The sequence below is a fragment of the Glutamicibacter sp. NPDC087344 genome (genome assembly GCF_044744225.1).
In the GTDB taxonomy this organism is placed as follows: domain Bacteria; phylum Actinomycetota; class Actinomycetes; order Actinomycetales; family Micrococcaceae; genus Glutamicibacter.
The window spans coordinates 333141-357806 of record NZ_JBIUXY010000003.1; the positions used below are offsets into that span (position 1 = coordinate 333141).

The 24666-nt window shown below is 59.0% G+C and carries 22 protein-coding genes; 12 read left to right on the forward strand and 10 right to left on the reverse strand.

All coding sequences use genetic code 11. The features are described from left to right. The first annotated feature begins 13 nt into the window (after window positions 1–13). The 5 genes from ACIOWL_RS06865 (at window position 14) to ACIOWL_RS06885 (ending at window position 6503) form a co-directional block, all read left to right on the forward strand. Entirely contained in the window at window positions 14–727 is a 714-nt protein-coding gene (locus ACIOWL_RS06865) for a hypothetical protein (RefSeq protein WP_400382977.1), read from the forward strand. 76 nt (window positions 728–803) lie between these two features. Then, window positions 804–1571, forward strand: coding sequence for a hypothetical protein (locus ACIOWL_RS06870; RefSeq protein WP_400382979.1), 768 nt, complete (start codon window positions 804–806; stop codon window positions 1569–1571). A gap of 167 nt (window positions 1572–1738) precedes the next feature. Then, window positions 1739–3688 carry an amino acid transporter gene (locus ACIOWL_RS06875; protein WP_400383263.1) on the forward strand — a complete coding sequence of 650 codons (1950 nt, stop codon included), beginning with the start codon at window positions 1739–1741 and terminating at the stop codon, window positions 3686–3688. Window positions 3689–3859: 171 nt separating this feature from the next. After that, window positions 3860–5647 (forward strand): proline--tRNA ligase, encoded by a 1788-nt coding sequence (locus ACIOWL_RS06880; RefSeq protein WP_400382981.1) that lies wholly within the window; start codon window positions 3860–3862, stop codon window positions 5645–5647. Window positions 5648–5693: 46 nt separating this feature from the next. Beyond that, window positions 5694–6503: a TSUP family transporter gene (locus ACIOWL_RS06885; protein ID WP_400382983.1), complete on the forward strand. Its 810-nt coding sequence runs from the start codon at window positions 5694–5696 to the stop codon at window positions 6501–6503. Window positions 6504–6816: 313 nt separating this feature from the next. Here the strand turns inward: ACIOWL_RS06885 and ACIOWL_RS06890 are convergent, their stop codons facing one another. The 3 genes from ACIOWL_RS06890 to ACIOWL_RS06900 are packed head-to-tail and all read right to left on the reverse strand — an operon-like array spanning window position 6817 to window position 9061. Then, window positions 6817–7491: a response regulator gene (locus ACIOWL_RS06890; RefSeq protein WP_400382984.1), complete on the reverse strand. Its 675-nt coding sequence runs from the start codon at window positions 7489–7491 to the stop codon at window positions 6817–6819. Next, window positions 7488–8720: a sensor histidine kinase gene (locus tag ACIOWL_RS06895; RefSeq protein ID WP_400382986.1), complete on the reverse strand. Its 1233-nt coding sequence runs from the start codon at window positions 8718–8720 to the stop codon at window positions 7488–7490. Before ACIOWL_RS06895 ends, ACIOWL_RS06890 begins: the two co-directional genes overlap by 4 nt. Further along, complete coding sequence (locus ACIOWL_RS06900; RefSeq protein WP_400382988.1) at window positions 8684–9061, reverse strand: hypothetical protein; 378 nt, start codon at window positions 9059–9061, stop codon at window positions 8684–8686. The genes ACIOWL_RS06895 and ACIOWL_RS06900 overlap by 37 nt, the downstream gene beginning before the upstream one ends. 258 nt (window positions 9062–9319) lie before the next feature. Between ACIOWL_RS06900 and ACIOWL_RS06905 the strand changes: the two genes are divergently transcribed. Further along, window positions 9320–10489, forward strand: coding sequence for a YihY/virulence factor BrkB family protein (locus tag ACIOWL_RS06905; protein ID WP_400382990.1), 1170 nt, complete (start codon window positions 9320–9322; stop codon window positions 10487–10489). A 54-nt stretch (window positions 10490–10543) separates the two neighbouring features. On the opposite strand, the gene ACIOWL_RS06910 is transcribed toward ACIOWL_RS06905, so the two are convergent. Beyond that, window positions 10544–10888, reverse strand: coding sequence for a hypothetical protein (locus ACIOWL_RS06910; RefSeq protein ID WP_400382992.1), 345 nt, complete (start codon window positions 10886–10888; stop codon window positions 10544–10546). A 583-nt stretch (window positions 10889–11471) separates the two neighbouring features. Next, window positions 11472–12551 (reverse strand): hypothetical protein, encoded by a 1080-nt coding sequence (locus tag ACIOWL_RS06915; protein ID WP_400382993.1) that lies wholly within the window; start codon window positions 12549–12551, stop codon window positions 11472–11474. A 174-nt stretch (window positions 12552–12725) separates the two neighbouring features. On the opposite strand from ACIOWL_RS06915, the gene rimP reads away from it, so the two are divergent. The 6 genes from rimP (at window position 12726) to ACIOWL_RS06945 (ending at window position 19038) form a co-directional block, all read left to right on the forward strand. Beyond that, window positions 12726–13292 carry a ribosome maturation factor RimP gene (gene rimP, locus ACIOWL_RS06920; protein ID WP_400382995.1) on the forward strand — a complete coding sequence of 189 codons (567 nt, stop codon included), beginning with the start codon at window positions 12726–12728 and terminating at the stop codon, window positions 13290–13292. A gap of 2 nt (window positions 13293–13294) precedes the next feature. Next, window positions 13295–14278, forward strand: a complete 984-nt coding sequence (nusA, locus tag ACIOWL_RS06925) for a transcription termination factor NusA (RefSeq protein ID WP_400382997.1) — start codon at window positions 13295–13297, stop codon at window positions 14276–14278. Between the two features lie 139 nt (window positions 14279–14417). Further along, complete coding sequence (locus ACIOWL_RS06930) at window positions 14418–14738, forward strand: YlxR family protein (RefSeq protein ID WP_400382999.1); 321 nt, start codon at window positions 14418–14420, stop codon at window positions 14736–14738. Window positions 14739–14905: 167 nt separating this feature from the next. Further along, complete coding sequence (gene infB, locus ACIOWL_RS06935) at window positions 14906–17875, forward strand: translation initiation factor IF-2 (protein WP_400383001.1); 2970 nt, start codon at window positions 14906–14908, stop codon at window positions 17873–17875. Window positions 17876–17975: 100 nt separating this feature from the next. Beyond that, complete coding sequence (gene rbfA, locus ACIOWL_RS06940; protein WP_400383003.1) at window positions 17976–18413, forward strand: 30S ribosome-binding factor RbfA; 438 nt, start codon at window positions 17976–17978, stop codon at window positions 18411–18413. 178 nt (window positions 18414–18591) lie between these two features. Continuing rightward, window positions 18592–19038 carry a YdeI/OmpD-associated family protein gene (locus tag ACIOWL_RS06945; protein ID WP_400383005.1) on the forward strand — a complete coding sequence of 149 codons (447 nt, stop codon included), beginning with the start codon at window positions 18592–18594 and terminating at the stop codon, window positions 19036–19038. A gap of 20 nt (window positions 19039–19058) precedes the next feature. Here the strand turns inward: ACIOWL_RS06945 and ACIOWL_RS06950 are convergent, their stop codons facing one another. From ACIOWL_RS06950 to ACIOWL_RS06970, 5 genes are all read right to left on the reverse strand, one after another. Then, a complete protein-coding gene (locus ACIOWL_RS06950) occupies window positions 19059–20630 on the reverse strand; it encodes a molybdopterin-dependent oxidoreductase (protein ID WP_400383007.1) in 1572 nt (523 codons plus the stop codon). 122 nt (window positions 20631–20752) lie between these two features. Beyond that, entirely contained in the window at window positions 20753–21559 is an 807-nt protein-coding gene (locus ACIOWL_RS06955; RefSeq protein WP_400383009.1) for an anti-sigma factor domain-containing protein, read from the reverse strand. Then, on the reverse strand, window positions 21559–22140 hold the full coding sequence (gene sigK, locus ACIOWL_RS06960; protein ID WP_400383011.1) for an ECF RNA polymerase sigma factor SigK: 582 nt from the start codon (window positions 22138–22140) through the stop codon (window positions 21559–21561). Before sigK ends, ACIOWL_RS06955 begins: the two co-directional genes overlap by 1 nt. A gap of 176 nt (window positions 22141–22316) precedes the next feature. Continuing rightward, complete coding sequence (locus ACIOWL_RS06965) at window positions 22317–23006, reverse strand: fasciclin domain-containing protein (protein WP_400383013.1); 690 nt, start codon at window positions 23004–23006, stop codon at window positions 22317–22319. 301 nt (window positions 23007–23307) lie between these two features. Next, window positions 23308–24420, reverse strand: coding sequence for a ScyD/ScyE family protein (locus tag ACIOWL_RS06970; RefSeq protein ID WP_400383015.1), 1113 nt, complete (start codon window positions 24418–24420; stop codon window positions 23308–23310). Between the last annotated feature and the right edge of the window lie 246 nt (window positions 24421–24666).

Below are 24666 nucleotides of genomic sequence, written 5' to 3' on the forward strand. Positions count from 1 at the left end.
AAGGAATTTCTGCATGTCTCATCGGTATTTCTGGACCTTTCCACTTGCCGCCGCACTTATCTTGACAGGGTGCTCTTCTGCCGCGGAACCCGAGTCGGCACCCGTGGCCAGTGAAACCCAAACACCGGATGGAAATCTAGATGCCACACAGGTGGAAACCGTGGTGAAGAACCTGTTAGGAGACGACCCTTCGCTGGCCGTGGTGGGTAACACAACCATGCAACAGCAGCTCGAACTGGCCAAGGGCATGAATTCGGCTTCCGGTATTACTCCGGAAAAATGCGCCGAGCAGATGGAGAAGTACACCGTCAACGACCTGACCGGATCGGTCGCGGCCACCGGGACGGTGGGCGACGAAAACTTGGGCAAGGTGCTCCAAGTTTTCTCAATCACCGATGAGGCAACACAAAAAAAGATTTCTGATGCACTCACCTTGGATAATATCGACGGTTGCGAAACGGTCACCGTGGAACAGAGTGGCGAAAAACTAAGCGCAGACCGGCAAATCCTGCCATTAAAGGTCAACGCAGATCAGTCCCTCACCATGTCCACCCAGATGGACGCAGGGGGAGGTCAGAAGCTGAGTTCGGTGGTAGTCCAGGCCTTGAAGGGCAAGGACTTTGTGATCGTTACGTTCCAGACAGGTTTGAACGAACCGGCAACGCTGGCAACCGAGGCAGTTGAACTGGTCAACAAGGCATTCGATGAAATCTCGTCGCTGAACTAACTCGCACGGGTTTTATTTCTAGTCGGTTGTGAAATAGAGTTGTGTCCATCATCATCAAATGTGAGGACTAAGTATCGTGAAAAAACGTTCACTTCTCTTGTTGCCACTGGCCGCCGCCCTGGCGTTGTCAGGTTGCAGCGGCTCGGACACCGAGCCAAGCACCGAATCCACCGAAACCTCCGCGGGCTCTAGCGACACCGGTGCGTCCCAGGAAGCTGCGGCTCCCCAGGCCAGCGCAGCACTGAGCACCGAACAAGCAAAGAGCATCGTCACCAAGCTGGCTGGCGATTCAAGCACCGTCCAGATCCTAGATGGCGATTCGATCGCAGCCTCGCTGCCGCAAGCCAAAGCGATGATCGAACAGATGGAGATCAAGCCGGAGAAATGCGCTGAATTTGTCACTCAGCAAGACTCGTGGGACATCGACGGCATCAACATGGCCGTAGCCGTGCTGATGGATGAAACCACCATGGCATCCACCAGCTACAGCGTGGCCGGGTACGAAGACAGCTCGAAGCTGGAGCAAATCACCGAGCAGGCCAAGAGCAAAGACCTGCAGGGATGCGATACGTTCAGCATGTCGGTAGCCGGCCAGGAAGTTGAAGCCAGCGCCAAGATTCTCGATGTTACCTCGGACGCTGATGTCACCTACGGCACCGTCAGCACCATGAAGATGAACGGCATGGATGTGCCTGGCACCTATCAAATTCAGGGGTTGGTAGGGAACAATGCCGTCGCAGTTTCCATCAGTGCCAGCGAGGAAGAATCCGAAGCTGACATGCTAAAGGAACTCACTGATGAGCTGAACGCAGCGGTGGCAGAGGTCAAGGCTGCAGCCAAGTAGGCCTCGTCGACACCGCCAAGAACGGGTGCAGGGAACTTAGGGGAAACCCGGTTCCGGCACCCGTTTTTGCATCTGCCAGTGGTGTGAAAAATCTATCTATAATTCTTGCCGAGAAACGGTGACGCGAGAGCAATCTAGGCGTACAGTTCACATCCGTGAATACGAATATTGGGACGCTGAGCGTCCCGCCGGCCTCGGAATCGAGACCGGCTCACCGCCGTTTCCATCGGTGGCTGACCGACCAATCTGTAGGTCATGAAAACTCCGGCGCTGAGAAAAAACACGCTGGAAAATGGTGGCAGGTGATGTGCCTGTCGGGCCTGGACTACTTCTCCACCTTGGGATATCAGCCAGCCATTGCGGCACTGGCCGCCGGAGCACTCGCGCCCTTTGCCACGCTGATCCTCATCGCCGTCACCCTGGGAGCTGCACTGCCCGTCTATCGTCGTGTTGCAACCGAATCCCCGCATGGGCAGGGATCCATCGCCATGCTTGAACGACTGCTGCCGCACTGGAAGGGAAAACTGCTGGTGCTGGTGCTTCTGGGGTTCGCGGCAACGGACTTCATGATCACCGCGACCCTGTCGGCCGCGGATGCTTCGGCGCATTTGATCGAGAACCCGGTGACACCGGCCTGGTTTACCGGCAAAGAAATTCCCCTGACAATAATTCTGTTGCTTCTGCTCGGGGCCTTGTTCATGCGCGGTTTCAACGAAGTCACGTGGATTGCCGTCGTCTTGGTTGGCACCTTTTTGACGTTGAACCTTGTGGTGATCGGTGTGTCGCTAAGCAGCATTGCCGCGAACCCCGTCACGATCAGCAACTGGATGGATTCATTGTTTGCCGCTCATGGGAATCCCGTGATGATCTTATTGGTGTGCCTGATCGTTTTCCCCAAGCTGGCCTTGGGACTATCGGGTTTTGAAACCGGTGTCGCGGTGATGCCTCAGATCAGCATGAAAGCGGGAGAGTCACCGCAGAATCCAGCTAGCCGTATTCGCGGGGCCCATAAACTGCTCACGACCGCGGCACTGATCATGAGCGGTTTTCTGATGCTGTCTTCGATTGTCACCACCCTGTTGATCCCCGCCGCGGAATTCCAAGAAGGTGGTGCCGCCAACGGGCGAGCCCTCTCATGGCTGGCCCACCACCTGATGGGGGACGGATTTGGAAGTATTTACGATGTATCGACGATCCTGATTTTATGGTTCGCTGGCGCTTCAGCGATTGCCGGCCTGCTGAATCTGATTCCGCGTTATCTTCCGCGTTTCGGGATGGCCCCGGAATGGGCCAGGGCCGTTCGACCGCTGGTTGTTGTGGTGATTCTGGTGGCCCTGGGCATCACGTGGCATTTTGAAGCGGATGTTAATGCGCAGGGTGCCGCCTACGCTACCGGTGTCCTGGTGCTGATGAGCTCCGCTGCGATTGCGGTGACCATCTCGGCGCTGCGCCGTCATGAACGCCGTAAAAGCATCATGTATATGGTGGTTTCGTTGGTGTTTTTGTATACGACGGTACTCAACTGCTTTGAACGACCCGAAGGCCTGAAGATTGCGGCATTTTTCATCACCGCGGTGCTGGCAGTTTCCCTGTTTTCCCGCTTCCGTCGCTCGACCGAACTACGTGCAACCTCCGTGCGTTTTGATGCAGCAGCGGAACATCTGATTGCTGAGTCCGCACGACGCGGAACACTCCAACTCATAGCCCACGAACCTGCCAACACTACCAAGTCGAGGTACCGCCGCAAACTGCACCATGCGGCGTTGGCCAGCCATATTTCGCAGAATGCTCCGGTGATTTTCCTTGAGGTGAAAGTTTCCGACTATTCGGATTTTGCCGAAGATATTCAGGTGCACGGCATCGTCCGGCACGGGTTCTGGATTCTGGAAGCCACCGCACCATCGGTCCCCACGTCTATCGCCGCGATTAGCCTGGCCATCAGGGACCAGTACGGGGTGATGCCGCATATCTACTTCCGCTGGACGGAAGGCAATCCGCTGAGCAACCTCGCCCGGTTCCTTTTGCTAGGCCAGGGGGAGATTGCACCATTGACCCGCGAGGTCTTGCGTGAGGCCGAACCGGATTTACAACGCCGGCCCTGGGTTCACGTAGGTTAACCACATAATTCATAAACGGTGTTGGCTCTGAGCCCGGATTTTCCGGGCTCAGAGCCGAACCCGGTAGGATTGGACTTGGCTGTCAGCACGGCAGCCTACTTTAGATTTTGCCTAACACGTCGGCAGCCGCGTCTCTGCGCGCCCGCCGTCATACGGAAAAGGACACCACGCGTGGTTTTGAAGCTTTCCACAACGTTCCTGCGTACCTTGCGCGAAGATCCGGTCGATGCCGAAGTCGCCAGCCATAAGCTGCTGGTTCGCGCTGGCTACATTCGCCGTGCCGCGCCCGGCATCTACACCTGGCTACCGTTGGGTCTACGGGTCTTGGCACGTGTGGAAGCCATCGTTCGTGAAGAGATGAATGCCATTGGCGCTCAGGAAGTTCACTTCCCGGCCTTGCTGCCGCGCGAACCGTACGAACAGACCGGACGCTGGACCGAATACGGTGAAGGCCTGTTCCGGCTTCAGGACCGCAAGGAAGCCGACTACCTCCTGGCCCCAACCCATGAGGAAATGTTCACCTTGCTGGTTAAAGACCTGTACAACTCGTACAAGGATCTGCCGGTCTACCTGTACCAGATCCAGAACAAGTACCGTGATGAAGCTCGCCCACGCGCGGGCCTGCTCCGCGGCCGCGAATTTATCATGAAGGACTCCTACTCCTTCAACATCGATGACGAGGGACTCGACGAGGCCTACATGGCCCACCGCGCGGCCTACCTGAAAATTTTTGAGCGTCTGGGTTTGGAAGTTGTTCCCGTTTTCGCTCAGGCGGGTGCGATGGGTGGTTCGAAGTCCGAGGAGTTCTTGCACCCGACAGCCATTGGTGAAGACACCTTTGTGCGTTCGGCCGGCGGCTACGCCGCCAACGTGGAGGCAGTGACCACCGTGGTTCCTGACTCCATTGATTTCACCGATGCACCAGCTTTTGAAGTCGTCGACACGCCGGATACCCCGACCATCGATTCCCTGGTGGCGGCCGCCAACGAACTTCGCCCCCGCACCGACCGTGCCTGGGAGGCTAAGGACACCTTGAAGAACGTGGTCCTTGCGGTGATCGATCCGGAGGGGACCCGCCACCTGGTGGTCTTGGGTGTTCCAGGCGATCGTCAGGTCGATGAGAAGCGTATGGAAGCGACCATCGGTTCCGCGCTGGGAATCAACGGCGAGGTTCAGGTTGAACAGGCAACCGCCGAAGACCTCAAGAGCCACCCGGAGATCGTAACCGGCTACCTGGGGCCTGCATTGGGCCTTGACCGGCAGCTGCTGGGCAGCGAGACCGAGCACGGTGTCACCTTCTTGGTGGATCCCCGGGTTGTGTCGGGCAGTACCTGGATTACCGGGGCCAACGAAAAGGGCAAACACGTTTTCGGCCTGGTGGCCGGTCGTGACTTCAGCTTTGACGGAACCATCGAAGCGGTCAACGTCTTGGACGGCGATCCAGCTCCGGATGGTTCTGGCCCGCTGCATACCGAACGCGGCATCGAGATGGGTCATATTTTCCAGCTCGGCCGCAAGTACGCCCAGGCGCTGGATCTGAAGGTCCTAGACCAAAACGGCAAGCTTCAGGTTGTCACGATGGGCTCCTACGGTATTGGTGTCACCCGTGCGGTAGCAGCCCTGGCCGAGGCCTACCACGACGAAAACGGTTTGACGTGGCCAAAGCAGATTGCCCCGGCAGACATTCACATTGTGGTCACCGGCAAGGGCGCCGAACTGTTGGAGGCCGGAGATCAGTTGGCCAAGGACTTGGAAGCCGCCGGCAAGGAAGTCATTTTCGATGACCGTCCCAAGGTTTCTGCCGGAGTGAAGTTCTCCGACGCCGAACTGATCGGTGTGCCAACCATTGTTGTGGTGGGCCGAGGGTTGGCCGATGGCGTAGTTGAAGTTAAGGATCGTGCCACCGGCGAACGCCGAGATGTGCAGCTGAGCGACGTGGTGGCTGAACTGACTGTCTAAGTCAGGCATCGGTGAAATCGAAATAACTGAATAGGAAGGTAGCGCGGTGCAAGAAGTTCTAGATTTCCTGTCCGTCAACGGCGAGCCAATTTCATGGTGGCCCCTGCTCCTGCTGCTACTGGCAGGATTCGGGGCAGGATGGATTGACGCGGTAGTTGGCGGTGGGGGACTGATCCAACTGCCCGCGCTACTGCTTTTTCCAGGCATCACCCCGGTCCAGGCACTGGCAACCAACAAGCTCGGGTCCATCTTTGGGACAACCACCAGCGCGGTCACCTACTATCGGCGTACAAGCCCTGATCTGAAAACGGCTATCCCCATGGCGCTGACCGCCATGGTCGGCGCCTTCGGAGGAGCAGCGCTGGCCACCATGCTTCCGGCCGGTGCGATTAAACCGATCATTATCGCTGCCCTGGTTGCCGTGTTGTTGTTTACCATTCTCAAACCCAGCGCGGGAGAACTCTCCCGACTGCGTTACAGCGGGGGACAACACTATTTCCGGGCAATACTCATTGGGTTGGTGATCGGAGGCTACGACGGAATGATTGGCCCGGGAACAGGATCGTTCCTGATTATCGCCATGGTGACGGTGCTCGGTTACAACTTCTTGCAGTCTTCGGCGAAGGCAAAAATCGTTAATCTGTTCACCAATCTTGGCGCCTTGGCACTGTTCATACCCACCGGTCATGTGCTGTGGGGGTTGGGCCTTGCCATGGGTCTGATGAACATGCTGGGCGGCTATTTAGGAGCGCGCATGGCGATTTCTAAAGGCAGTAAGTTCATCAGGATCGTTTTTGTTGTTGTGGTTGCTGCATTGATTCTTAAACTTGGGTCGGATCTGATCTTCGCAGCCTGAGACAAGTCGCTTTGTCGCGCGCGTGAATGAAAAGACAAAGCCCACCTTGTGCCCGGCGAAGACCCGGGAACACGGTGGGCTTGCGGTATTCCTCCCCCAAGGAGCACCACAGTCGATTCCGTTGAGTGACGCATCGTCCGGTACGCCGAACAGAATGCGGTGAAGACCGCTCAATCGATTAGGAATCTCTGTCTCTATAAACCGCGGAGTAGATTCCGCTCTTTTGTAAAATGCTCCCCAGGTGCTCAAAGAATCATTTCACTTCAATCATGGCCCACAACCAGTGGTAAAACGTCATACCAGGGCGGTATGTTCAGTTTGGCAATGGGTCTTCAGGCCGGACAAAACCGGAGCGATATGCCAGAGCCACTGCGGCAGCCCGGTCTCTGGAACCGGTCTTGAACAGGATTCGGGCCACGTGTGTTTTCACTGTCGCTTCACTGAGCACCAAGGAGGTGAGGATCTGTTGATTCGACCGACCCGCAGCAACATGTCGAAGCACCTCTTGCTCCCGGCGCGTGAGGACTTGGCGAATATCCACATGATCGCCGCTGCTTTCGCGAAGTTTTGCTACGAGGCGCGTAGCGGCGGTGGCATCCAGCCACGTATCTCCATTCGCCACCCGGCGCAGCGCATCCGCAATTTCGGTCGGGGATGCATGCTTGAGCAGATATCCGCTGGCCCCCGCCTGCAGGGAAGCGACAACGATATCCTCGTCATCAAAAGTTGTCATGATGATGACCCGCACCAGATGATCCGGATCGTTTCCGTTTTGCTGGATGAGCTCACCGGTTGCGGTGACCCCATCCATACCGGGCATCCTCACGTCCATGAGCACCACATCGGGTACGAGCTCCCGGGCAAGAGCCAAAGCCTCGCTTCCGGAACTGGCCTGGCCAACAACCTCGATGTCGTCTTCGGCTGACAGGATCATGCTGATACCGGATCGCACTTGCTGTTGGTCGTCAACAATCACTACACGAATCATGGCGCATCCTTTGGACCGGGTTGTTGGATACTCTGTTCCGCTGGTTGAACGCTTGAATCCGAAGTATCCACGGGCAACACGACTTTCAGCAGGTAACCACCGGGAGTCTGGCCGTGCTTTAGCGAACCGCCGGAGACACTGATACGTTCTCGCAGTCCCATCAATCCGAAGCCACCGGAGACAGGAGGCCTATTGATCACGCCAGAGATGGTTGTGATCGAAATCGTCAGTTCCGTTTGGGACCAGTGTGTCGCAAGCTCTACCCGGCAACCGTCGCCGCCGTGTTTCATGGCGTTGGACAGTCCCTCTTGAACCGTCCGGTAGGCAGCATGGCTGATGCTGGGATCCAGACTGCGGACCTCGCCGTTCGCAGTCGAGATGACATCGATACCTGATTCGTGAGCAGAGGAAATGAGGGCGCCGATGTCTTGAAACGAGTAGGCCTGGCCAACGTGAGTTTCTTCTTCATTGCGCAGCATTCCAAGAAGTCGATGGAGCTCACGCATGCTCTGCTCGGCAGTAGTCTGAATATCGGCCAGCACCGGGTCGACCTTCTCGAATTCAGCACCCTTTTTCAAGATGGCGCGCACCCCGGCCACCTGAAGTACGACGGCGGTCATCGAGTGCGCGACAGAGTCATGAAGATCGCGGCTGATGCGCAGCCGTTCGCTGGTTCTGGCTTCTTCAAGTGCATCCTTTGCCCACCGACGTTCGGTGTGGAGACGATTTTCAGTTCGTCGCAGGCTGCGGGCCGCGACAAAACAAAGCACTGCAATCAGGCTCCACAACCCGAAATTCCAGGCAAACAAGGAAATTGCATCTTCAGTTTCTTCCCCAAAAGTTGCTGAGTTGTAGGACGCGATAGAGATCGGCAGAATCATCCCCGCTAAGGCTAGAGCGGCTATGCGGGTTGTTGATTGCCGGGCGACGAGGAACAACGACAAGAACGACCCGATAATCCCCACCACACTGATCACCATCAGGCCAAGGAGCGACACGAGGAGGAAGGCTACATATCCCAGCCAAACCCTCGGCTGCGCCAGGAGCAGCAGGTAGGCGACGATCAGAGCTGCGGGAACAACCCAGAAAGATAGCTCAAACCCCTGATGCGTGAGGAGGATTCCCTGCCAGAAAAATAAGTCGACGGCAAAGGCGATGACCCCGAGGATCACACGCACTGCGACCTTGCGCTTTAGCATCCGGGAAACCACGGCAGAATTTTGCACCATGGGGCGGCGCCGAAATCGTCGTCATCATCCTGGCATTCAAGACCTGGTGGAAACGCGTCATGTTTCATCGGTAACGTGTCGGGCTTTAAGATCAGCGCGGTCCACGGCTCCCACCCCTTGAAGGCATCTCCGGCAAACCTTACCGTGAGCGGGGGCACCAAGATTCCGTTGATTTCAACTTTGGCTGTCCTGTCTAAACCGCCAGCCTGAACTAAAACCACATCTGCACGGACAACCCAGCCGACCAATAACACGTTCTTGAAGTGCACAGGTATCGAACGAGCACGGGGCCGCAGGTGGTTTTGATTCCTCGCTGCCCTGTCGTCTGGGGTGTCTGACATGGAGTTCTCCTCAAATGGGTACTGTCAGAAGAATCGTGGCACATTCGGTGCCAACGTGCATCATCCGTGCGTTGTATGTCGGTCTCGGTTGTCTCCAATCCGGAATAGAATCTCACGTTTCTCGACTCGATCTTCACAAAACTGCGAAAGCTGGTTCTGCGCTGGGTATTACAGGCAGCCTGTTGAGCGAATTCCGAAGTCCTGTTTGGATGAATAACAGAACAGCTGCATGAACCGGAAAGAAGACGGGGTGGATAGATGTCTGAAAACAATGAAGGTTATCCACGGCGTGCAGATGCGCAGCCTGCCGAGCGGATCGCTGGGACTGTTGAAACGGACACTGACTTTGAAAACGCAGTGCAATCGCAACTCGAGAAGCCGCAAAGGTTGCGTGCTGAATCCTGGCGCTACGTACTCAAACGCTCACTTCATGAGTTTTCCCGAAACAAGTGCACAGACCTGGCGGCGGCGCTGACCTACTACACGATGCTCTCGCTGTTCCCGGGGCTGTTGGCCGTAGTGTCGCTGCTTGGTGTGGTGGGGCAGGCCGAGACCACGACACGATCCCTGCTGTCGCTACTGGAAGAATTTGCCAGCCCGCAAGTTGTCGAAACTCTTCGGCAGCCAATTGAACAGTTGGCTTCAGCGCCTAGCGCTGGGTTGGCCTTAGCCGCTGGTCTGCTAGGTGCGATCTGGAGCGCCTCGGGATACGTCGGTGCATTTGGCCGTGCGATGAACCAGATTTATGCGGTGGAAGAAGGGCGGCCGTTTTACCAGTTGAAGCCCTTGATGTTGCTGGTGACGCTGTTTCTTCTCGTCGCGGCCGCTTTTATGGGTGCCCTCTTTGTGCTTTCTGGCCCGTTTGCTCAAACGCTTGGCAACTACATAGGGCTTGGGGAATCAGCGTTGCTGCTGTGGAACATCGTTAAATGGCCGGTCATGGCGGCCTTCGCGGTCATGCTGGTTGCCGTGCTTTACTACGGCACCCCCAACGTCAAACATACAAAGTTTCGATTGCTCAGCATCGGGGCTTTTTTCGCACTGGCTATCTTGGCTTTGGCGACCTTTGGATTTTTCAATTATGTCTCGAACTTTGGCAACTATAACAAGACCTACGGAGCCATCGGCGGAGTTATCGTGCTGCTGTTATGGATCTGGATAGCCAATCTGTCCCTGCTCTTCGGAGCCGTGTTGGATGCCGAGATTGAGCGCGGCCGAGAACTCCAAGCAGGATACAAGGCCGAGGATTCGCTGAACTTGCCACCGCGGAATACCGCGGGAGTGCTGAAACAAAAACAGCAAAAGGAGCAAGACGTTCGAGAGGGGAAACAGATCAGGATCGTCAGTGAGATCGCCGCCGTCGATGAGATCGAGCAACAGGCGAAAAGCATCGAGCGCGAAGAGAGCAAACCGCACGAGCTGGGGTGAAGTATCCTAGCGCTGGATACCTACCGGGGATCGTGGAATCATCGCGATTTTTACTTAGCGCCCACCCTCGGTGTGATCAACAGCAAGTGCCGGATATCTTGCTCCGGTCGCCTTGTGCAGTGGTGGAAGCGCGTGTGCGATTGCGCTGTGTAGCAATGGGGCAACCCTGAAGGTGATGCATGGGCGCAACCGCGACTCACGGTATAGATCGATGATTGAGTCGTCCGTGCCGCGCACGGCTACAATTTCAAGGTCGCTGCACCCGATCGCGACATAGGTAAAACAGATGTTTTCGGACTCGGGGTCGAGTGTGGCGACGAGCACTGGCGGTTTATGAGCTGCGGCCAATGCCATCACATCACCGAGTTTTTCGTCGTGTTGAGCGACGATGATCGGCATTCCTTCACTCCAGCCATGTTCTCGCAGGATCTCGCGGCATTGACGCGATCCGATGGCTTCTGAGGCTAGTGCAGCGATTTTTGACCGGACAATTTGTCCTGGCATTATTGTTTTCCTCTATCTTTAGGGATCGAATCGAGTGATAGCCTCGGAAGTTCGAAATCTGATCCGGAAAAATATGTTCCGGAAAATGCTGTGATTGACGCATCATAATTTTCAAATTTAAAATACTCGACAATCTGACCATAACCCTAATCGCAGAAAATAGCGAGATCGGAAGGGGATGCTAACCAGCCTTGAGTCTGGAATGTCTGAACATGAGATTTCGCGAGATCTGCCACACGCAATGCTGAAACGGTTCGTTGCTGCATGGGGAAGGTATGCCTGAATCACAGAAATAAAGTCGTTGGCCGAGCCGCCCCGCGGTATCTGGCATGCACGAAGGCAGTGTTTTGCTAATCCTAAAACTTGCTACGTAAATGCCAGATTTATTTTTTTGTTTTCGAAATGAAACAAAACGACATTTTCTGACGTTTCGCAGGTGCGCGATCGGAACGAAAATGTTTGGATGGCGATCGGAAAGCTATTCGCTCGCGGTAATTAACAAAGGGTGTGCATCCAAAGCTTTTTGTTGATCGATCAAAACCTCAGTGGCGATACTGGCCACCGAAGCCTGCCGCTCTCCGGCAAGATTTCCTGCGGCGGTAACCAGCGCATCCGCGTAATCCTGGGCAGCGTGGGAAGCGGCCTCGTCCAGGGCCTCAAGACCATTTTCTGGCAAATCATAGGCAGCTGAACGCAGGTCGGCGCAGCCATCCGGTAGTGCCGAGCGCAGGGTCCGTAACTGGGTGTTGAGCTCAATGCGCTGTTGTTCTAACGCTTTTGCTGAAGACTTGCTACTTCGTGCCGCGTTGAGCTGCAAGGTGTAGTCCAACGCGTAACCGCGATCCAGAGCCCGTGCAAACGCTACGGATTCAACGAGTGCTGGATCCTCTGGCGCGTTTGTGCCTTCCAGCAGCTGATGGTCGGTGAGGCAGGCGACACTCGGAGGTTCAACGGAGCCCTGATCGCTGGTGCCGCCGCCTGCGCTGAGGGCGTTGGGCAAGGACGCCGCTTGCTCCTCATCGCCCAGGCTTAACGCGTTGCGAGCGTCGGAGTTGATCTGAAAGGCGATTCGAGCCAGCGTCTCACCGCGTGGCATGTCGGGTTCTTCAAACGAAGGAATGCTGGAACTGAGCGCAGCCACCGCGCTGGTTAATGTTTCCAGGGCCTCGGGGGAGTAGCTTTCCGCTAGCGCTACAGCGCCTTGATCCTCGAAACGCAATTCACCCAAAAGCGCGGCACCCTGAGACAGTGAAGTACTCAGGTCGGTCAGGGCGGCGGAGATTTCAGGGGTTTCGGCCAAGGTCGCAAGACCGGCTGCCTGATGTCCCAGATCCGCCAGCTGCGACCCGTAGACCCATTGTGCTTGTTGGTCTTGCGTGGCATCGGCGACAACTTCCGGCAGGCCCCTGTCCACCAGGGCGCCACGAAATACCGTTACACCGATACCCCACGTAACGGCCACAGCGAGCGAAGCAACAAGTGCAGGGGCGAGCCAGCCCGGGGCTCGTTTGGCTGGAGGCTGCTGCGATGGTGCTGGATGTGGCGATGGTTCAGTCATAGCGAATCGATCATCCCATGAAGTCGTCCGGTCCCGCGGGGTTTCGCGGCTTGATCGTGGCGTGGTGCACGGGTTGGGCGTGAGTTCCTTCACCTGAACCGGTCAACGAGTTCTCAATCGAGGTTTGGGGATATAGGCTTAAAGGACAACATCGAATAGCGTGGGAGGATATCCATGACCGGTAAGCCGGCCGATACCGAACAGGAAGCGCAGCGTTTGAGTACTGCGTTGAAAACGGAAGTAGAATCCCACGGATTAATTCTTGAAGAGGTTTCGCTTCGCCCTTCGGGCAAGCAGATGATCATTCAGGTTATCGTCGACAAAGCAGATGGCCGCGAGTCGGTGAATCTCGACGAACTGGGTGAAGTCACCACCACCGTTTCAAATGCTTTGGATAAAGACGTCATTTATGCCGCAGCATCCCCCTACGAGCTTGAAGTTAGCTCCCCGGGTCTCTCCCGACCACTCACCGCGCAACGCCACTGGGTGCGCGCCCTGAACCGCATGGTCAAGCTGACGCTGACCGACGGCACCAAGCTTCGCGGACGTATCACCGAGGTATCTGACAACGAGGTTGTCATTGCCGAACACCGCGAGCCTGCCAAAAAGGGTATGAAAACCAAGATCCTAGATCCGGTGACTCACTCTTTTGAAAACATCCGTAAGGCAGTTGTTGATCCGGAGCTGAACTTCGACGACGAGCTGCTTGACATTATCGACACTGAAGATTTGGAGGGCTAGGCGTGGACATTGATCTCGACGCACTACGCATTCTGGAAAAAGACCGCGACATTCCCATGGATGTCCTGATCCCAACCATCGAGTCCGCGCTGTTGCTTGCCTACAACAAGACCGAAGGCGCCATGCCAGGTGCACGCGCTCATATTGAGCGCAGCAACGGCCACGTTTCGATCCTTGTTGAAGATCGCGACGCGGCCGGTGTGCTGCTGGGTGAATTCGACGATACCCCGCACGGTTTCGGCCGCATCGCGGCATCCACCGCGCGCCAGGTCATCATGCAGCGTTTGCGAGAAGCCGAGGATGCCCAGGTTGTTGGCGAATACGCAGCCCGCGTGGGAACCCTGATCTCGGGAGTCATCCAGCAGGGTTATTCCTCGCATATGGTGCAGGTGAACATCGGCGACGTCGAAGCGTTGCTGCCTCCCGTCGAGCAGGTCCCGGGCGAGAAGTATCAGCACGGCAACCGCCTGCGCGCCTACGTGGTCTCCGCCGAGCGCGGCAACAAGGGCCCAGCGGTTACCCTTTCGCGTTCACACCCGAACATGGTTCGCCTGATGTTCGAAATGGAAGTTCCGGAGATCGCTGACGGAACCGTTGTGGTTGAGGCGCTGGCCCGCGAGGCCGGGCACCGCACCAAGATCGCCGTGCGCGCCACCAAACCAGGGGTCAACGCCAAGGGTGCCTGCATCGGTGAAATGGGAACTCGTGTGCGTGCAGTCATGAATGAACTGAGTGACGAGAAGATCGACATCGTCGACTACAACGAGGACCCGGCCAAGTTCATCGCCGCGGCGCTTTCCCCTTCCAAGGTGGTCTCCGTGGAGATCCTGGATGAGGCGGAGCGACGCGCCCGTGTGGTGGTTCCGGATTCGCAGCTGTCGCTGGCTATCGGCAAGGAAGGGCAGAACGCCCGCTTGGCCGCCAAGCTCACCGGCTGGCGAATTGATATCCTAGCGGCTTCCGGCGGCAAGGAACCTCAGTACTAAAACTGGGAAGCAGAAGTTTCTGGTCAGTTGCAATTGCGCCCTGGGTGCGTGTGATACCAAGCTCACGCGCACACCGGGGCGTAAACGCGCTAGACTAGTAGCTGGTTCATTTTAATAGGAAGGTGGCGACGGCGCTCGCATGAAGCTGCATCAGCAACGCACGTGCATTGGCTGTCGGACCTCTACCTCCCGAAATGAGCTAATTCGTTGGGTTCTCACCGAGCAGGCACCGCTTGACGCGGTGCTTCTTGATGTGGGCGCTTCCGCTTTCGGGCGGGGTGCCTGGACCCACGAGAATGAAAAGTGTGTGCGGCAAGCAGTGCAACGCCGAGCGTTCTCCCGGGCTTTCAAGTCCGCAGTCAACGCCGAAACGGTGCTCGAGCAATTCACCGCATACGAAGATCGTCCGGCCTTTGGCCGGCCATCTGGCAAACATGATGAAAGCGGGTCAGAAATCTGATGGCAACCCGATGAGTCCGCAATGTTGAGCGCACACCGATGAACAATCAGTTCTGCGTGTTCCACCGTGCGGCGGAAGAATTTCACGAATTACACAGCTGATCTGCCAGAACACCTAAGTCATTATGGACTCGGGGTTTATGCAGATCACATCAACACAGGAGAGATGTGGCTAAACCCCGCGTTCACGAGCTCGCCAAAGAGCTCGGAATCACTTCGAAAGAAGCACTAACCAAATTGCAGGACATGGGCGAGTTCGTTCGCTCCGCGTCCTCCACTGTCGAGCCCCCGGTAGCACGCAAATTGCGCGACGCATTCCCGGGCTCGAATGCCGGCGCTGCCAAGCCAGCTCCGGCCCGTCCGGCGGCAACCCCGGGTGCAGGCCGTCCGGCCGCTCCGAAGCCTGCCGCCGCCACCCCGGGCCCGCGCCCGGCCGCCAAGCCAGCCGCCGCTGCGCCGGCTGAGCCAAAGGCCGCGCCGGCTGCCGCCCCTGCGGCTCCAGCCGCCCCGGCAGCACCGAAGGCCCAGGCAACCCCGGGTGCCTCGGTTCCGGGTGCACCTAAGCCAGGCGCACGCCCGGCTCCCAAGCCAGGTACCCCGCGTCCGGGCAACAACCCATTCAGCTCCCAGCAGGGTATGCGCACCAACGAGCCAACCGAACGCCGCGGTGGCGGTCGTGACGGCTCGCGCGCTCCTCGTCCGGGGGCACCACGTCCAGGCGGTCCGCGTCCGGGCAACAACCCGTTCAGCTCGCAGCAGGGTATGCGCTCCGAGGGCGGATCTGCCGGTCCTCGTCCGCCACGCGACGGCCAGCGCGGTCCGCGTCCGGCTGGTGCCGGTGCAGGCCAGGGCGGTCCTCGCCCGCCACGCGACGGCCAGCGCGGTCCGCGTCCGGCAGGTGCCGGTGCAGGCCAGGGCGGTCCACGCCCGCCACGCGACGGCCAGCGTCCAGCCGGTCAGGGCGGTCCACGCCCAGCCGGTGCCGGTGGCCCGCGCCCAGCAGGCGCAGGCGCACCGCGCCCGGGTGGCACCACCGCCACCCCGCGCATGATGCCTAACCGCACCGATCGTCCGGCTCCGGCCGGCGGCGGTCGCCCAGGCGCCGGTGCCGGTGGTCGCGGCCGCCCAGGCGGCGGTGGCGGAGCAGGTGCTGGCGGCGGTACCGGTGGCGGTTTCCGTCCGGGTGCCCCGCGCGGTCGCGGCGGCGTCGGCGGTGCCTTCGGCAAGGGAGGCGCCGGTCGCGGCAAGCAGCGCAAGTCCAAGCGCGCCAAGCGCCAGGAATTGGAGCAGATGAGCGCTCCGTCGTTGGGCGGCGTGAATGTTCCACGCGGCACCGGCGACACCGAGATCCGTCTGCGCCGTGGCGCATCGATCACCGACTTCGCTGACAAGATCGGTGCAAACCCGGCAGCCCTGGTGACCGTGCTGTTCCACCTCGGTGAAATGGCTACCGCCACCCAGTCGCTGGACGAGGCAACCTTCGAGGTCCTCGGCGAAGAGCTGGGTTACAAGGTATCGGTTGTCTCCCCGGAGGATGAGGACCGCGAGCTGCTTGAAGGCTTCGGCCTTGACCTGGAAGCCGAACTCGAGGCTGAGGGCGAGGACGAGCTTGAAGAGCGCGCCCCGGTCATCACCATCATGGGCCACGTCGACCACGGTAAGACCCGACTGCTGGATGCAATCCGCAAGTCGAACGTGATCGAGGGCGAGCACGGCGGCATCACCCAGCACATCGGTGCCTACCAGATCACCCACGAGCACGAGGGTCGCGAACGCGCCATGACCTTCATCGATACCCCGGGCCACGAGGCGTTCACCGCCATGCGTGCCCGTGGTGCCGAGGTCACCGACGTTGCCGTGCTGGTTGTCGCAGCGGATGACGGCGTCATGCCGCAGACCGTTGAGGCGCTGAACCACGCGCAGGCGGCCGGTGTGCCGATCATCGTGGCGGTCAACAAGGTTGATAAGCCGGATGCGAACCCTGACAAGGTCATGGGTCAGCTCACCGAGTACGGCCTGGTTCCCGAAGAATACGGTGGAGACACCATGTTCGTGAAGGTCTCGGCGCTGCAGAAGCTGGGCATCGAGGATCTGCTGGACGCTGTCCTGCTGACCAGCGATGTCATGGAACTGCAGGCAAACCCTGACAAGTCCGCTCGCGGTGTGGCAATCGAAGCCAACCTGGATAAGGGCCGCGGTTCCGTGGTCACCGTCCTGGTCCAGTCCGGTACCCTCGCGGTGGGCGACACCATGGTGGTGGGCACCGCCCACGGCCGTGTGCGTGCAATGTTCAACGAGAACGGCGAGAACCTGGATATCGCTCTGCCTTCGCGTCCGGTGCAGGTCCTTGGCCTGTCCTCCGTGCCGCGTGCAGGCGACAGCTTCCTGGTCACCGACGACGAGCGCACCGCCCGTCAGATCGCTGACAAGCGTGAGACCGCGGAACGCAACGCCATGCTGGCCAAGCGTCGCAAGCGCATCACCCTGGAAGACTTCGACAAGGCTGTGGCCGAGGGCAAGATCGATACCCTGAACCTGATCCTCAAGGGCGACGCCTCCGGTGCTGTTGAAGCACTGGAAGACTCGCTGATGAAGATCGACGTGGGAGACGACGTGCAGCTGCGCGTGATCCACCGCGGTGTGGGTGCGATCACCCAGAACGACGTCAACCTGGCGACCGTGGACAACGCGATCATCATTGGCTTCAACGTCCGCCCAGCCGAGCGTGTTGCCGAACTGGCCGACAAAGAAGGCGTGGACATGCGCTTCTACTCGGTCATCTACGCGGCGATCGATGACATCGAAGCAGCGCTCAAGGGTATGCTCAAGCCGGAGTTCGAAGAAGTGGAGCTGGGCACCGCCGAGATCCGCATGGTCTTCCGATCCTCGAAGTTCGGCAACATTGCCGGTTCGATCATCCGCTCGGGCACCATCAAGCGCAACACCAAGGCCCGCTTGGTGCGCGACGGCAACGTGGTTGCAGACAACCTGTCGATCGACTCGCTGCGCCGCGAGAAGGACGACGTCACCGAGGTCCGCGAGGGCTTCGAATGCGGTATCGGCCTTGGCTCGTTCAACGACATCAAGGAAGGCGACATCATCGAGACCTTCGAGATGCGCGAGAAGCCACGCGCCTAACAGCCTTGCGCCGTTAGCTTCGTGACTTAGCAATTTGTGGGCGTTTGACCGCTAGTATGTGGTCAGGCGCCCACAAATTTTGAACCATAAGGAGAAAACCATGGCTGATTCAGCCCGTGCCGCACGCCTTGCCAAGCGCGTGCAGGTCCTCATGGCCCAGTCCCTGCGCACCGTCATCAAAGACGAACGCATCGACAACGTGACGGTGACTGACGCACGCGTCACCAACGACCTGCAGCACGCCACCGTGTACTACACGGTGTTCGGCGACGACGACCTGAAAAAGGATGTCGCCTCCATGCTTGAAAAGCGCCAGGGGGCCCTGCGCAAGGAGCTGGGCCGCAACCTGACCATTCGGCTGACCCCGACCTTGAGCTTTGTGGCCGACGAAATCCCCGAAGGCGCTTCGCACCTGGAGGAACTGCTGGCCAAGGCCCGTGAAAAGGACGCCGAAGTGGCGGCCCTGCGTGAAGGCAAACATTTTGCCGGCGACGAGGACCCCTACAAGAAGGATGACCAGGAGCAGGACGAAGCCTAGGCTTTAACCCGCAACCGAGTTTCACCCGTCGAACTAATGCCCCAGGCGGCGCACAGTACGCTGCGCCGCCTGGGGTACTGGTGTATAAATTGCCTTGCAATAACGCAACGGTTCTAGTCAGCATCGACTTTTTGGGCTAACGTGTTGTCAACTAGCGATGCGAGTTCAGGAGCAGCACATGCCGAAATTTACGACGACACTGATTGCCACCGGCGGCAACAACGTGGGGATTGTTGTTCCCGATGACATTGTGCGCGGATTCGCACACGGCAAACGGGTGCCGGTGGTGGTGACGATTGACGGGGAATACAGCTATCGGAACACCGTCGCGTCGATGGGCGGCCAGTTCCTGATCTCATTTAATGCCGAAACCCGCACGGCCACGGGCCGCGGTGCCGGCGACGAGATCAGCGTGAGCCTGGAACTTGATGAGGAACCCCGCACGGTGGAGGTCCCGGAAGACCTTTTGGTGCTGCTCTCTGCCGAACCGGCGTTGGCGGATGCCTGGAACGCCCTGTCCTACAGCAAGCAGCGTGCCCAGGTGGACCCCATTAATGCGGCCCGAGGCGAGGACACCCGGGCACGGCGGGTAGCGAAAACCATCAAACTCCTGAGTGAGGGCTGAAACCTGCCAAGGGTGGAGTTTCATTCGACGGTGAACTGCACCCGGTGCCAGCCCGAAGCCCCGTCGGGCACCGGGTTCGCACGCTGCTCGATTTGCAGCTCGCCATGCTGGTCATAGGCCCGCACGCTGACCGCATGGGTGCCCGGTGTTGCCTCTTGCCACAGATAACGCCACTGGCGCCAGGTATCTCGTCCCATCTGGTCTCCCAGCGTCGCCTCATTCCACGAGCCGTCATCGATCCTGACCTCGACCCGGGAAATACCGCGGGTCTGCGCCCACGCGCTGCCGCCGATGGCCAGCGGTCCCGAAGCGACCTTGGCAAAGGATTGCGGGGTATCCACCCGGGAAGACATCTTGATCGGCCCGCGGGCCGACCAGCCCCGGGTAGTCCAATAGGCCGCCTTGTCCGCAAAACGTGTCACCTCAAGGTCCACCACCCATTTGGTCGCTGAAACATACCCGTAGAGTCCGGGAACCACCATCCGCACCGGGAAGCCGTGCTCCAGCGGCAACGGCTCGCCGTTCATGCCGATGGCCAGCAGCGCCATCCGGTCATCGGTCAGGGCCTCCAAGGGGGTGGAAGCGCTGAACCCGTCGATCGAGGTGGACAGCACCATATCGGCCTGACCGGTCGGTTTGGCGCGGGCCAGCAGCTCACGCAGCGGATAGCCCAGCCATTTGGCGTTGCCCACCAAATCGCCGCCTACCGGGTTGGAGACGCAGGTCAAGGTCAGGTAGTGTTCCACCAGATCCGCTGCGAGCAGCTCTTCGAAGCTCAGGGTGAATTCATGTTCCACCATCCCGTGCACCCGCAGCGACCACTGCGCCGGATCTATCCCGGGTACCGACAGAGCGGTATCAATCCGGTAAAAGTCCTGGTTGGGGGTCACGAACTGCGGCATCCCTGCCAGATCCAGTTGCGCGCCGGGTGGGACTGCGGGAGCTTTCGTGCGGGCCGCCGGGAGCCGCAAGACCTTGCGTGCGGCCTCGGCGGTGTTGCGGGCCACGGAGAGCGAGGATGCTAGATAGGACGCGGCCAGTGCAAGGACCACCGATCCGGCCGCGCCAAGCATAAAATTACGTCGCCCCGTCCCGTCTTCTGGGCCGCCGCCTGGTTCGTCGGCCACCGGTGCTTGAGGAATCCGGGCGGCAAGGGTGCACAACGCACGCAGGCAGACCAGCGCGGCGAGGGTTCCCGCACCTACCGGAACCAGATCCATGACCCCGGTCTGCGACCTGGTGAGCACGGCGGCGCCAATTATGCCGGCCAACACCAAGATGACGGCGCTGGCTGCGCCGAAGCTGCGCCGGGCCAATATCCCAAGAGATAAGGAAACCACGCAGATGACCACGGCCATTGACACAAACAACGCAAGTTTGTCATTGGTCCCGAACAACGCGATGGCCAGGTCCTTGAGCCACGCGGGGGTGAAATCAATAAAGGTTGAGCCCAGGGCCACCAACGGCGCGGACGATCGCGCAAAAAATACCGCGACGAACTGGGCCACGCCGAATAACGCCGCCGCGGCACAGAACCCCGCCACCGCGTAGCGGGCCTCGACGCTTCGTTTGCCTGCTATTGCTTTTTCCATCACACTTCACCTCGAACAGAGCGACACCGGGGACGAGGCTGCACGTCACGGCCACCGGCACAGGGCGAATTCCCTTGGTGCAGATTCGAAGCGAGGCCCGCCGCGGATTGGAGACCTCGGTCCTAGAGTTCTTGAACCATGAGTGGTTCGGTGGTCGGGGCGGGAGAACCCGCCGCCGGCTCAACGGTAATACCGAAGTGGGAGATGCCGTCCATGGGACCGGAAAGCAGCTGCAGGCCGTTGGCCTCGGCCCCGTGCAGCATTCCTGCCGGTTGGGCGCCCTGGGCCGAAATCAGCCAGAACTCGTACCCCTGGTCTTCAGGCAGCTGCGCCATTCCGGTGGTGGTCACAGCCATCAGGCCGGTGGACACCGAATAGGACAGGGTCACCGTGGCGCCGTCGGGCATACTTTGAGTTTTGTTTTGGACATCCGCGGCACCCAGCAACTGCGTGAGTTCAAGCTGCCGGTTGTTGAGTGTGGTGACTTGGGCCTGCAACTCACGCTGTTCGGCGTTTTGCACCAGCACGACGGTGCCAAGCCCCGCGGAGGCCAAAAGCAGGATGGCTGCCGCGAGTGCGAAAAACTTCTTCGTAGACCGCGGTGAGCTGGCAGCTTCTGGCACTGCGCCAGTTTGCACCGCCTGGGGTGTGCCTGCCTGATCCGTGGCAACAGGGGTTGGCGGAACCAGATCCTCACGTGGAAGCTGCGGGGTACGGGAAATCTCGTCCATGATGCGTGACTTCAGCCGTGCCGGTGGCACCACAGCTGAGCTGTTCAGCGCCAGCATGGCCGCTGTTTCATCCATCGAGTCCAACTCGGCGCGCAACGTGGGGGAGTGCTTGGCTTGCTCCAGCAGGCGCTCACGTTCTTCATCGCCCAGCGCATGCAGGGCGTAGCTACTTGTCAGTTCGTGCTCATCACGTTCCATTACGCCACCCCCATCAGGTCTCGTAGTTTAATCATGCCATCGCGAATGCGAGTCTTGGCGGTGCCTACCGGGATTTCCAGCAGGTGCGCCACCTCTTGGTGGGTGTGGCCGCCGAAGTAGGCAAGTTCGATGGCCGCTCGTTGCGCCTGGCTTAAGCTCTTGAGCGCCACAATAATTCTTCGGTTTTCGTCATGCAGCACCGCGTTTTCTTCAACGTCGTTGTAATCGGTTCCGATGTCCTGCACTCCGATACGCAGCTCACGCTGCCTGCTTGCCTGGCTGGAACGGATACGGTCGACCGAGCGCCGGTGGGCCAAGGTGAACAACCAGTTCGCGGCGCTGCCTCGCCCCGCATCAAAACGGGTGGCCTGCTGCCAGGCTTCAACAAAAACTTCCTGCAGGACTTCCTCGCTTTGGGCTTCGTCTCGCAGCAAACGTCGGATCAGCCCGAAAACACGCGCGGCAAAAAGGTCGTAGAACACCTCGAAGGCTCGCTCGTCCCCGGAAGCGATACGCCGCATGAGTTCTTCAGGCTCGGGCTGCACCCGGTCGGGGGTGTCGTCTGTGGTCTCTGAACTCATAGACCCAAGAGTCTCACGCACGGTTTGATCTTTCTCATGGCTCACATCCATCATTCAGGTTCAACGGCCTGCCGTGCTCGCGCCACCGGTCCACGAGGCAGGAAAGGCAGCTGTTTCCGGTGAAGGATCAGGTGCACTGTCCGCCGCGCAGACCGGTGGCCGAACACGGGGTGAAACTATTTGTCTGCCGGCGGCATCAAGACGCTGTCAACCAGGTAGACCACCGCGTTGGCAGTTTGCACACCACCGCAAATCACCTCGGCATCATTCACCTTCAGATTTTCGCCGCTGCCGGTGACTTCCAAATCCTGCCCCTCAACGGTGGTGTGGGTTCCGGGCAGGTCAGCAGGCTGGATCTGGCCGGCAACAACGTGATAGGTCAGGACCTTGGAGAGCATGTCTGAATCCTTGACCACCGCATTCAGGTCTTTCTCCGGCAGGGCCTTGAATGCTTCATCAACCGGTGCGAAAACGGTGAATTCGGAGCCGTTGAGGGTATCGACAAGATCAACGTCCGGATTCAACTCTCCGGAGACTGCCTTGGTCAAGGTGGTCAGCAGCGGGTTGTTCGAGGCCGCGACCGCGACCGGATCTTGCGCCATTCCGGCCACCGAGCCATCGCCGCTTGGAACCGCCTCGGCGTACGCGGCGCAACCAGAGCCAACAAGACTCATCGTTGGATCCATGCTGCCGCCACTGCTGTCTGCACCGCTGCTTTCCTCCGCAGATGTTGAACTGGAAGCTTCCGGCGCCATTGAGGTTGAGGCCTCCGGAGCCGTGGTATCCGAGGAACATGCGCTCAGTCCCAGGGCGGACACCGCGATCAGGCCCAGTGCCGGGATGAACGTCCGTTGAGTGAGTTTCATTTCGTTCTCCTTATCCGGCGACGGCCGTGGCCGTCGTTTTCTCCCGACCCGGTGGGGCGGGCTTTCACCGAGTATTCGAGGCCCAGCACTTGACGGATTGGAAAGGAGACGGAAATTTTTTTGAAGATTCTGACAGAGGGCAAATGATCTAGGCCAGAGCCAGTTGGATTCAGCGGTGTTCCAGATGCGTCAGGGTGTTGGTCTTCATGAAACTGAAGATGCGTGGGAACGGACTCTGGGGCAGAAAAAATCCGTGTAGGTCCCCCAGGGCCCTACACGGATCGATATCACCTTTCAGAAGTTAGCGCCGGCCATATTTCAGCGTGCCAGTGACCACCTCTCCGGAGGGTGCCAAGGCGTTGGTGCTCACCGCCAGCTTGTTTCCACTGATGTCGACGTCGGATGCCAGTGCTGCGGGCAGGACATTCACCGCTTTGCCCTTAACAATCTTGGAGACGCCGTTGCCGAAGAGTTCGGTGACAAAAACCGTGCCGCGATCATCCAACGCGATGCCTGTCGGAGCGCTCAATCCGCTCGCCACCACATAACTCTTTTTGCTGTTCAGGTTCAGCTTGTAGACCTTGCCCTTGGCGAAATTCTCACCAGGAGCACCAGGCAGGACAGAGTAGTACAACCAGTCGCCCCGAACTTCAAGATCCGTAGGTACCGGTTGAACCCAGTAGGTCCGTCCCAACATGCACTCCGGAACATCAAGCCCGGCCTCGGCGGCCCAAGCAACAATTGCCTGATCAATAACTACTGGTTCCGCGGGGAGTACCTTCAGGACGCTGGCCTTTCCACGCGAATCCACCTTCCATAGGGTGTTGCCGCCGGCATCTGCCACGTAGATCTTGTTGCGGGCTACCGCAGTTGCGTAGGGATGCGAGTACACCTCACCGCTGGACTGCATCCATGGAGCCTGATCCAAACAACTTTGCGGAGCCTTGCGCACCCCGTAAACGGTTTTGCCGTCGGGATTCAGCTTGACCTCCCACTTGGTCAGATCGGTGAGCGTGCGGGTTTTGCCCTTTTTATCGATGGTCTTCAACAGCGCCGGGGCAAGGGCCGTAGGGTCCTCGGCCGGGGCCGCCAAGTTTTCGAAGTAGTACGTGGTGCCGCCTGTATAGGACACGGCGGCCAGTTCATTGCCGGGAGAGGAGGCAAAAACCTTTTTGGTCCCGTTGGGACTCACCGACGACAGCAACCCGGCAAATGATTCTGCGACCAGAATATTGCCACCGGGTCCATGTGCAACCCGCAACGGTCCGGTGAGACCGTCAATGAGTGTTGCAACGTTTTTGACTGTTGCCGTTGAATCATGGGAGGAGCTACCGCCAGCCTGTGCCGGTACGACGTTCAGCGTCGTTGCCAATAGCGCTCCCGCAGCAACGGCTGCGAATGCACGGAATTTCATGGGGTGTTCCTTGCCTTGCGGGTGACTCGCGGCCACCATGGTGACCGCGCGAAGTAGACCAAAACCCGCAAGCTTCAAGTGAGTCGTTGCATGGTGAGACAACCTGATGGCGCACGTCCGGAACAGGGTGAGATATGAAGACCCCAAAAAAATTACGAGTGATGGAAGCCGTGCGAGGCGGCTCGTGGAGAAGCGCCCCAGCCACTTCGTACCCAACAGACCGAGCGTGATAATTCACGCAAGTGT